Genomic DNA, 8,794 nt, shown 5'->3' with positions numbered 1-8,794 from the left:
GGCGCTCATCGCCCGTCAGCAGGAACGTTTGGCCTGTGAGCAGCGCCTCGACGGTATAGAGGAGATACGGGACAGGGGGACAGGTTCACCATTCTCGTCAAGGACGTGCGGATGCCGCCCGTGTATCTGGACAGCATGCGGAACAGCCCCGCCGGCACGCCGGTGTTGACCGCACACGGCACCCGCACCACGCTGAGCGCCCTCTTCAAGACCATCTCAGAGAACGCCCTGCCCCTCGCGGCCAACCTCGTGGAACTCCTGGGCGCGCGCAGCCGCTTCCAGGCAGGTTGCCGTGCCGCGGCGAGAGTGGCTGACGGAGGACGAATGATGGAGGAATCCGCGATCCGCCCGGTGCGCCGGAACTGCCGGACGGGGAACTGCCGGACCGTAATACCGAGCGTTTTTCACCCTGTCGGGAATTCCAACGGGGGCGGGAAAGAATTCGGCCATTCCCACATCCGCAGGGGCTTCCACCGCAGCGCGAATCCGGTCGACTGCCGGTCAACCGCCACCCCCACTGCGGCCCGCCGCAGAGCCGGGACATGGCCTGCTGCATTCGTGAGCGCCTGCGAATCCGAGCTCCGATCACGGACCAGGTATGGCGTACGACACAGCCATGTGCGAGTGGCTCACCTCGGCCGTCACCGACGCCCGCCCCCATCTCCCCCAGGCTGACGCAGACGAGGTGGCCACATCGCTCCTGGCTTTCGCCCGCGGCCGGGAGGCAGACCTGAGCGACCCGCGAGCCCCTGTCCGGCGCCTGCGCCGCGGCGCCGAGATGTTCGTCGCCGGCCTGGACCACTTCTCCGAGGGCACGGCCAGACCACGACCACCGTATTGATCACCGGTACCTCCTCGGACATCGGCCGGGCCGCGGCCCTGCGCTTGGCCGCACGCCCGGAGCTGGCCGTCTACGCCACAGCCCGTCGCCCCGAGACGCTCGCCGACCTCGCCTAGGCCGAAGCCCTGGCCCTGGCCTAGGCCCTGGCTGTCACCGACGAGGAGTCTATGGACGCCGCCGCCAAAACCATCGAGGCGCAGCTGGTGCTGCCCGCGATGCGCGCCGCTGGACACGGCCGCATCGTCAGCGTCGGTTCCATGGGCGGGCGAATGGTCCTTCCGGTGGGTGGCAACTGCCACGCCAGCAAGTACGCGGTCAGCTCTCACCGACGCGCTCCGCTTCGAAGTCGCGCCGTTCGGGATCAAGGTACGCCTGGTCGAGCCCGGCCTGATTCAGGACCGGATACGGAGATACGGCGGCCCGTACCCTGGCCGGCTCGGCCGCTCCGGCAGGCCCGCACTCCGTGCTGAACCACGCGGCCGACCAGCAGACGGCACAGTCCTACCGGTCACGGACGCTGTCCGCCCCGCCCGAGGCCGTCGCCAAGGTCATCGAACGCGCTGTCACCAGACCCCGTACCAGGATCCGCTACGTGATCACACCCGCCGCCCGGATACTGGTGCACAGCCGCCGCCTTCTCGGTGCCGGCGTCTTCGACGCCTACCTGTGCTAGCCGTTCAAGGCGGCCCACGCGGTGTGCAGCATCTCGCGGACGTGGGCGCGCTGCCGGCCGGCTCGTGTCCGGCTGGGGAGTCGGGGCCCAGATCCGAAAGCGAACACCAACCCGCCAAAACGATTTGCGGCGATTCAGTCCATGCCGCGGGACAGCCCGGAGCGACGCGCGGTGGGTGCGGGAGTACCAGGAGGTGCGAAATGCAGCGGGTGCAGCCGGCTCCAGTGCGCGTGCAGTACGTCGGCCTGTGCGTCGGCGGATGGCACGGTGCGGTCGCGGAAGGCCCAGTGCAGTTCTTCGACCCGGTCACGCGTAGGCGCGTCGGCGTCATCGATGTGCGGCAGGTGACAGCGGCCGACCCACCAGCGCACGCTCCAAGCGGCTCCAGCGGCCGCGGCGGTGATGATCCAGACCTGGCCGGACGATATGGCCTGCATGACACTCCCCGACTTTCCCCAGACTTGGCGGGCGCTTGGCTATGGGGGTGTCCCGTTCAGGGCGGTTCATTCCGCCCCAGCATGTACCTGGCCATCGCCCAGGGGCGGTCGACCTGCAGAGCGGCCCGGCCCGCCGCCGCGGAGGGGAGCTACCGGGAGCGACCCCGGGCCCGGTGGGTCACCCACCCCGCGACACCAGTCGTGCCCGGCATCTGGGGGTGCCCGGTCTGGTGCCGGAGGGCATCGCGCGGCTCTCGTCGATCAGCCAGCTGTGACCGCGCTGCGGGCCGGGGACGATCAGGTGCCAGTTCATGCCGCAGCGGTCGGAGACCCCTCCAGGGCGGAGGCGACGGTACATACGGACCGTGCGGCGTCCAGCGGCTCCTGCATGCCGGCCATCGTGCGGGTGAAGCCGGCGCCTCGCCGACCGGCACACCGCGTCATTCCGAAGGAATGCGGAACTCGAATTCAGGACGGTCCCACGGCACAGCGGGCGGGTTCGCGAACGCGGTCCCGGTCCGCACCGCACCAACGCGGTGGTAGAAGCCTTCGGCGGGCAGATGCGCCACGACCTTGACATGGTCGAGCCCGGCGGCACGGGCCTCGGCCAGCATGTGCGCCACGAGCAGCCGTCCAATGCCCCGTCCTTGCGCTCGGTCGTCAACGAACAGCAGGTCGAGCTCCGGTGGCGCGAGGACGAGCGAGTAGAACCCCAGGACCCGGCTTCCATTCTCGTCAGCGCCGACGGCCACATAGACGCGGTGGGCCTCGATGTAGTCAGGACCGACTCGGTAGCCCGCGACTGCGGCTGCGTACTTGTCCGCATACGCGCCTGAGCCACGCACGAGCCGCGTGAGCCGCTTGGCATCCCGCGCGACGGCCCGCCTGATCGTGACCGGTTGGCTGACCGGGGAAGTGCGTGAACTCATCGGGAGAGTATTTCTCACCAGGCAGCCGCTTCGCGCGGCGGGTCAGCAGGTACCGGCCGTCAGCGCGGCGCACCCGCTTCGTCCGGCCGCTGTGCGGCCGTAGCGCGGCAGCAGTGCCTCGTGCTCTGATCGGGAACGTTCCCCGGGCCGGTGGAACAGGATGAGGTAACTGAACCGTTCGGTAATGTGTTCGTCCGGGACGTCTCATGACCACGGACGTCGGCATGGCCTCCGGCCTCTGATCCCAGAGAACGGACCACGAGACGGACGGGGGAACGCCGATGAGGACCGCTCACGCTCTATCCGGGGTTGGGAGCAGCCCACCGGCAGAGAGCGACACGGTCATCGACGTACGGGATCTGCGGATGCGCTACCGCAGCCAGGACGTGTTGAAGGGTGTCAGCTTCACGGCACGGCGAGGCGAAGTCGTCCTGCTGCTCGGCCCGAACGGCGCGGGCAAGACGACCACGATCGAGGTCCTGGAAGGCTTCCGGATGCGCTCGGCCGGTCATGTGACCGTCCTCGGGGCCGATCCGGCCGGCGGGGACGAGCGGTGGCGGGCGCGCCTGGGCATCGTGTTGCAGTCCTGGCGCGACCACGGCAAGTGGCGGGTGCGGGAACTGCTGGCCCATCTTGGCTCGTACTACGCGCCGTACTCCACCACCCTCGTGCGGAGGCCGTGGGATGTCGACGAACTCCTCGCCGCAGTGGGGCTGACCGAACAGGCGGACAAGCGGGTCGGAACTCTGTCCGGCGGGCAGCGCAGGCGTTTCGACGTGGCCGTCGGCATCGTCGGCCGGCCCGAGGTGCTGTTCCTGGACGAGCCGACGGCCGGTCTGGACCCGGAGGCGAGGAACGAGTTCCACGGCCTGGTACGCGGGCTTGCGGACGAGAACACCACTGTTCTGCTGACCACGCACGACCTGGCCGAGGCGGAGAGGCTCGCCGACCGGATCCTCATTCTGGCCGGTGGCCGGATCGTGGCCGACGGCTCGGCCGAGGAGCTGTCGCGGCAGGCATCGGCCGAGGCAACTGTGCGCTGGACGCTGAACGGGCGGCCCTGTGAGGAGGCGACGGCCGAGCCCACCCGGTTCGTCCGACGGCTGTTCGAGGAGCACGGCGAGGCGATCGGCGGGCTGGAGGTGCGCCGGGCGAGCCTGGAGGACACCTACCTGACGATGGTGCGGGAGCTTGAGGCGGGGAGCGTTCCCGATGAACGGGCCGTGAACGCTTTCGGGGAGGGATCGTGATGAGTCCGGTAGGGCACGCGGCGGTAGTTGGGGTGCGGCGCGGCTGGACGGAACTTCGGCAGACGTTCACCACCGGCCAGGACGTGTTCGGTTACGTGCTCTGGACGGTTCTGCTCATCGTGCCGCTGTTCCTGGTCAGGGACGATCCGCTGAAGGGCGCCGGTATCTCGGCCGGCGCGTTCATGCTGCCGAGCATGCTGGGGATGACGCTCGCGTTCACCGGGATGATGACCACGGCGCAGCTGCTGGCGACCGAGCGCGAGGACGGCACCCTGCTGCGGGCCAAGGCCGTGCCCCATGGCATGGTCGGCCACCTGGTCGGCAAGATCATCATGGTGTCGGGTACGGCTCTCGCCTCCATGGCACTGCCCTTTGCCGTGGGCGTGTTCCTGGTGGACGGGGTGGCCCGGCAGGGCGGCGGAGCGTTGCTGACGCTGGTGTGGGTGGTGCCGCTGGGTCTCCTGGCCACCCTGCCGATGGGCGCAGTCATCGGCTCACTCGTCGCCAGTCCGCGCACCATCGGGTTGCTGATGCTTCCGGTGATGGGACTCGTCGTGATCTCCGGGATCTACTTTCCCTTGTCGAAGCTGCCCGAGTGGCTGCAAACCGTCGGGCAGGTCTTCCCCGTGTACTGGCTCGGCCTCGGTCTCCGCTCGGCGCTGCTGCCGACCGAGGCGGTCGCCGCCGAGATCGGCGAATCCTGGCGGTACCTGGAGACAGCGGGCGTGCTCGGTGCCTGGGCAGTCGCCGGGCTGCTCCTCGCCCCGTCCGTCCTGCGCAGGATGGCCCGCCGCGAGTCCTGGGCCGCGATGGCGGAACGGCACCGGAAGGCGATGCAGCGGGTCGGTTAGTGAAGTGCCGGGAATGTCGGCCCGGCTCCTGGCCGGGACCCTCACATGTGGCTTGCCGCGTCGATGTACGTCTTGGTGGCGTCGGTGATGAAGTCGCGGCTGCTGTCGGGGCTGAGCGCCTGGGCCTGGAGGTGGTCATGCAGCACGCGGTAGTGCTGTACGTCGGACGGCTTCTCCAGGTAGAGGTCGCTGGTGAACCGCTCCAGGTGCACCACCGGTCCCGCGGAGCTGTCGGCGAACCGCAGGATGGAGAACTGTCCTGACAGGCCCGGGTGAGCGCCCGCCGTATAGGGGAGCACCTGCACCGTGATGTGCGGCTCGGCACCCAGTGCGTTCAGGTGCTCCAGCTGTTCACGCATGACATCGGGGCTGCCGACGACGCGGTGCAGAGCTGATTCGTCCAGGACGACCCATAACCGCAGCGGACGGGCCAGGTCGTAGATGCGGTGCTGACGGCGCATCCACACCTTCAGACGCGTGTCGGCCTCTTCGACCGTGAGCAGGGGGATCGTTTCCCCGATCACCGCGTGGGCGTACGCGGGAGTCTGCAGCAGTGCGGGGATCATCGAGGGCGCGTGGAGGTGGAGGGAGGTGGCGTCGGTCTCCAGGGCGATGTAGACGCTCTGGGGGATGTCGCCGTAGGCGTGCCACCAGCCCTGCTGTCCGGATTCCTTGGCCATCTCCATCAGCGAGTCGATGACCTGCTGGTCGGTGACTTCGTAGATCGCGCACAGGTCGCGTACGTCGCGGGGGCTGATGGCGCGGTTGCCGTTCTCCATGTGGCTGATCTTGGGCTGGGAGACCATGAGCCGCTCGGCCACTTCCGTGCTCTTCAGCCCGCTGGCCAGACGGAGCCGGCGAAGCTCGGCTCCCAGACGGCGTCTCCTCACGGTGGGGTTGCTGTTCGCCGCCACGAGCGGTGTACCTCCAGCTCCAAGTCATCCTGCTGGTACGCAGATTGCCATGCGGCACAGCTTGTTGATCACGTGCCATGCCGTCGTGTTCGTCGGACGGTCAAAACGGAAGGTAACGCTGTCATATGCCTCATGGCAGGACGCGGTGCCGACGTGAACTCAGGCCGGCGTCGTCGTGGTTGCGGTGTCCGTGCATGCCTCCTCGGTCCGGGTGCCCGGCCGGACCCGGCGGCGGGTCGGCACCAGGGCCAGGACCACCAGCATCAGGGCTACGGCCAGCAGGCCGACCGGCCCGCCGATGCCCAGCATCCACGGCAGCCGCCCGGTGGTGGCCGCGTCGTCGGCCTGCTGTCGCACCGAGGCGTCGGCGCCCCGGACGTCGACATCGGTCACGGGGAAGAGTGCCACCGGTCCGTCGGCGCCTTGCGTCTGGGCGAGGACCCTCTGGTGCAGCGTGCCGTTCAGGGACAGACCGGTGTCGGCGTCGACCCAGCCGCGCCGCTTGGTGGTGGAGGTGTAGGACAGCGGTACCGCCTTCGGCAGACCGGCCAACTCCTCCTGTCCCGGCCGTTGTTCTGCGGGCAGTGCGGCGATCAGGCCCAGCACGGCTTCCCGGGGCAGGGTGCGGGGCAGGGAGCCGGCGGTTGCGGGGTCGGCGAGGAGACCGGTGGACTCGATGCCGTAGACATAGGCTTCGCGGCCGTGGACGGACTCCGTTCCCTCGTACCGTGCGGGGGACACGGTCCGGGTGCCGGTGTCCCAGAATCGGTAGTCTCGCTTGTCGGGCTCCAGGGGCCAGGCGATGACCAGTCCCTCGTGCTTCTCGGCCCCCGAACCCGCGGGAGCGGCACGCTCGGTGAGGTCGCGCCGGTCCACCGCCCAGGTGTGCTGGGAGGTGCTCATCTCCGAGCCGTCGCGTCCGCGCAGCGCCACGTCGTCGGAGACGACGGCCGTCCGGCCGTCGACGTCCCGTACTTCGATGCGCCGGTCCAAAATGACCGGCACCTCTCTCAGGAAGGCCTTGTCCATGTCGCCGGCCCCCAGGGCGGCGGCGTTGAGCAGCGTGGCGGTGCCCTCGTACCGGAACGTCGTCTCGGCGTCGGCCGGTACCTGGTGCAGAGCGGGATAAACGGTGAACCGCGTGACGGCCGAGGCCGCCACCAGGACCACCGCGGTTCCGGTCAGCACCCAACTGGTCCTGCGCATGGTTTCTCCTCGAAGCAGTCATTACAGGCAGACAGGCAGGGGAAGAGGGCGGAGGGCTACGGCGTGCGTTGCGGTCGGTCACTCCGGCCGTACGGCGGTCCTGGTGGGCCGGTGTTCACGGGTACATCGACTCGATGGTGGCGGCGTGCAGTTCACCGACGGCACGCCTGCGCAGCGTCAGTTCCGGCGTCAGTTCACCCGTCGCCGCCGTCCACGGCCCGGGGAGGACGCGGTAGCGACGTACCTGTTCCGCGGGCGGGAGGACCGCGTTCGCCTCGCAGACCGCGGCGTCCACGGCGGCGAGCACCGCCGGGTGGCGGGAGAGGCGGGCGAGGTCATGGGTGTCGAGGCCCTTCTCGTCGGCCCAGAGCGGGGCCGCCTGCTCGTCCAGGACGAGCAGGGCGGTGACGTACCCGCGCCGGTCCCCGATCGCCACGGCTTGCCCGATCAGGGGGTGGGCCCGCAAGTGCGCTTCGATCCGGGCCGGGGCGACGGTCCTGCCGCCATCGGTGACGAAGAGGTCCTTCTTGCGGTCGGTGACCGTGACCAGGCCGCGTGAATCGACGCTGCCGATGTCGCCGGTGGCCAGCCGGCCCTGTGCGTCCGTGGCGGGTTCGACACTGCCGTCGGCCCGCAGGTATCCGGCGCAGACCACCGGGCCTCGGACCAGAAGCTCGCCGTCCTCGGCCTCCGTGACCTCGATGCCCGGCCCGGGACGTCCGACCGTGCCGGTGCCGGACTCCCCGCGGGAACTGACGGTGGCCGCTCCGGCGGTCTCGGTCAGTCCCCACACCTCATGAACGGGCAGTCCCACGCTCGCCAGGAACTCCAGGGTCGCCGTGGACAGCGGTGCCGCCCCGGTGCAGGCCCGTTGGAGCTCGTCGGCACCGACAGCGGACCGGACAGGCCGCAGCAGGTGTTCGTCGAAGTGTGCGAGTGACTCGGTGAGGACGGCCGGCGGCTCCTTGCCCGCGGAGCGCAGACGGAAGGCCTCCAGGGTGGTCCTCCTCGCCTGGGTGACCGCCGCGGCCTGCTCCTCGGGCAGTGTCCCGAGCCGCTCCCGCACAGCGGCGGCGATCCGGTCCCAGACCCGCGGCACGGCGAAGAAGGTGTGCGGTCGCACGGTGATCAGCGTGGGCAGGAGTTGCTCGGGGCCGGGACAGAGGGTCACGTGTCCGGCGTGGCAGACCGGTGCGTAGAGGCCGAGCACCCGTCCCGCGACCTGTGCCATGGGCAGGTGGGCGACCGACCTCGGACGCTCCGGGCCCTCGGCGGGCCGGTGGTGCATGAACGCCTGGTGGATGACGTTGCGGTGGGTGAGCACCACTCCCCGGGGAGCGCCGGTGGTGCCCGGTGTGTACACCAGCGCCATCGGGTCATCCGGTGAGGCGGAGTCGGCAAGGGCCTCGAACGCGGCGTCGTCGGGCGGCGCCGCACCGCGCACGGCGGGGTAGCTGACAAAACGCGGGTCGCCGACCGGGGCCGCGGTCCAGTCGAGGACGACGACCGCGCGCAGGTCCGGCAGGTCGTCCAGGACCGGCTGCCAGCGCCGTACCTGTTCCTCGCCCTCCAGCACGAGTACGGCGGCTGCGCTGTGCCGGGCCAGGGCACCAAGCTCCTCGGTGTCCGTCGTGTCGTAGGTGCTCGAGGAGAGGGCTCCGATGTGGACCGCGGCGAGATCGGCGATCCAGTG

Annotated in this window: 9 protein-coding genes; 4 read left to right on the top strand and 5 right to left on the bottom strand. The window is 69.9% G+C overall.

Annotated features, from left to right (window positions below; genetic code table 11):
- Nucleotides 1-598 precede the first annotated feature (598 nt).
- Both ACWD1Z_RS35785 and ACWD1Z_RS35780 read left to right on the top strand, forming a co-directional pair.
- Nucleotides 599-841 (top strand): hypothetical protein, encoded by a 243-nt coding sequence (locus ACWD1Z_RS35785; RefSeq protein ID WP_451124832.1) that lies wholly within the window; start codon nucleotides 599-601, stop codon nucleotides 839-841.
- A 463-nt stretch (nucleotides 842-1,304) separates the two neighbouring features.
- Complete coding sequence (locus ACWD1Z_RS35780; protein WP_451124830.1) at nucleotides 1,305-1,514, top strand: hypothetical protein; 210 nt, start codon at nucleotides 1,305-1,307, stop codon at nucleotides 1,512-1,514.
- 134 nt (nucleotides 1,515-1,648) lie between these two features.
- Here the strand turns inward: ACWD1Z_RS35780 and ACWD1Z_RS35775 are convergent, their stop codons facing one another.
- Together ACWD1Z_RS35775 and ACWD1Z_RS35770 are read right to left on the bottom strand one after the other, a co-directional pair.
- Nucleotides 1,649-1,951, bottom strand: a complete 303-nt coding sequence (locus ACWD1Z_RS35775) for a hypothetical protein (protein ID WP_451124828.1) — start codon at nucleotides 1,949-1,951, stop codon at nucleotides 1,649-1,651.
- Between the two features lie 440 nt (nucleotides 1,952-2,391).
- Nucleotides 2,392-2,880: a GNAT family N-acetyltransferase gene (locus tag ACWD1Z_RS35770; RefSeq protein ID WP_451124826.1), complete on the bottom strand. Its 489-nt coding sequence runs from the start codon at nucleotides 2,878-2,880 to the stop codon at nucleotides 2,392-2,394.
- 281 nt (nucleotides 2,881-3,161) lie between these two features.
- Between ACWD1Z_RS35770 and ACWD1Z_RS35765 the strand changes: the two genes are divergently transcribed.
- Both ACWD1Z_RS35765 and ACWD1Z_RS35760 read left to right on the top strand, forming a co-directional pair.
- Nucleotides 3,162-4,130 carry an ABC transporter ATP-binding protein gene (locus ACWD1Z_RS35765; RefSeq protein ID WP_451124824.1) on the top strand — a complete coding sequence of 323 codons (969 nt, stop codon included), beginning with the start codon at nucleotides 3,162-3,164 and terminating at the stop codon, nucleotides 4,128-4,130.
- Nucleotides 4,130-4,981 (top strand): ABC transporter permease, encoded by an 852-nt coding sequence (locus ACWD1Z_RS35760; protein ID WP_451124834.1) that lies wholly within the window; start codon nucleotides 4,130-4,132, stop codon nucleotides 4,979-4,981. Before ACWD1Z_RS35765 ends, ACWD1Z_RS35760 begins: the two co-directional genes overlap by 1 nt.
- A 41-nt stretch (nucleotides 4,982-5,022) precedes the next feature.
- On the opposite strand, the gene ACWD1Z_RS35755 is transcribed toward ACWD1Z_RS35760, so the two are convergent.
- From ACWD1Z_RS35755 to ACWD1Z_RS35745, 3 genes are all read right to left on the bottom strand, one after another.
- Nucleotides 5,023-5,895, bottom strand: a complete 873-nt coding sequence (locus tag ACWD1Z_RS35755) for a helix-turn-helix domain-containing protein (protein ID WP_451124822.1) — start codon at nucleotides 5,893-5,895, stop codon at nucleotides 5,023-5,025.
- Nucleotides 5,896-6,054: 159 nt separating this feature from the next.
- Nucleotides 6,055-7,101: a porin PorA family protein gene (locus ACWD1Z_RS35750; protein ID WP_451124820.1), complete on the bottom strand. Its 1,047-nt coding sequence runs from the start codon at nucleotides 7,099-7,101 to the stop codon at nucleotides 6,055-6,057.
- A gap of 115 nt (nucleotides 7,102-7,216) precedes the next feature.
- Nucleotides 7,217-8,794, bottom strand: a 1,578-nt coding sequence (locus tag ACWD1Z_RS35745) for an AMP-dependent synthetase/ligase (RefSeq protein ID WP_451124818.1), incomplete at its 5' end; no start/stop codon positions are given.

It is taken from the genome of Streptomyces sp. NPDC002784 (genome assembly GCF_053592135.1).
This window is presented reverse-complemented; position numbering and strand designations above follow the sequence as displayed.

What these genes read in the sequence shown, in the direction of transcription:
- ACWD1Z_RS35785 (WP_451124832.1), top strand. Translation starts at nt 599, where the DNA reads ATGGCGTACGACACAGCCATGTGCGAGTGGCTCACCTCGGCCGTCACC.
- ACWD1Z_RS35775 (WP_451124828.1), bottom strand. Translation starts at nt 1,951, where the DNA reads ATGCAGGCCATATCGTCCGGCCAGGTCTGGATCATCACCGCCGCGGCC.
- ACWD1Z_RS35770 (WP_451124826.1), bottom strand. Translation starts at nt 2,880, where the DNA reads ATGAGTTCACGCACTTCCCCGGTCAGCCAACCGGTCACGATCAGGCGG.
- ACWD1Z_RS35765 (WP_451124824.1), top strand. Translation starts at nt 3,162, where the DNA reads ATGAGGACCGCTCACGCTCTATCCGGGGTTGGGAGCAGCCCACCGGCA.
- ACWD1Z_RS35760 (WP_451124834.1), top strand. Translation starts at nt 4,130, where the DNA reads ATGAGTCCGGTAGGGCACGCGGCGGTAGTTGGGGTGCGGCGCGGCTGG.
- ACWD1Z_RS35750 (WP_451124820.1), bottom strand. Translation starts at nt 7,101, where the DNA reads ATGCGCAGGACCAGTTGGGTGCTGACCGGAACCGCGGTGGTCCTGGTG.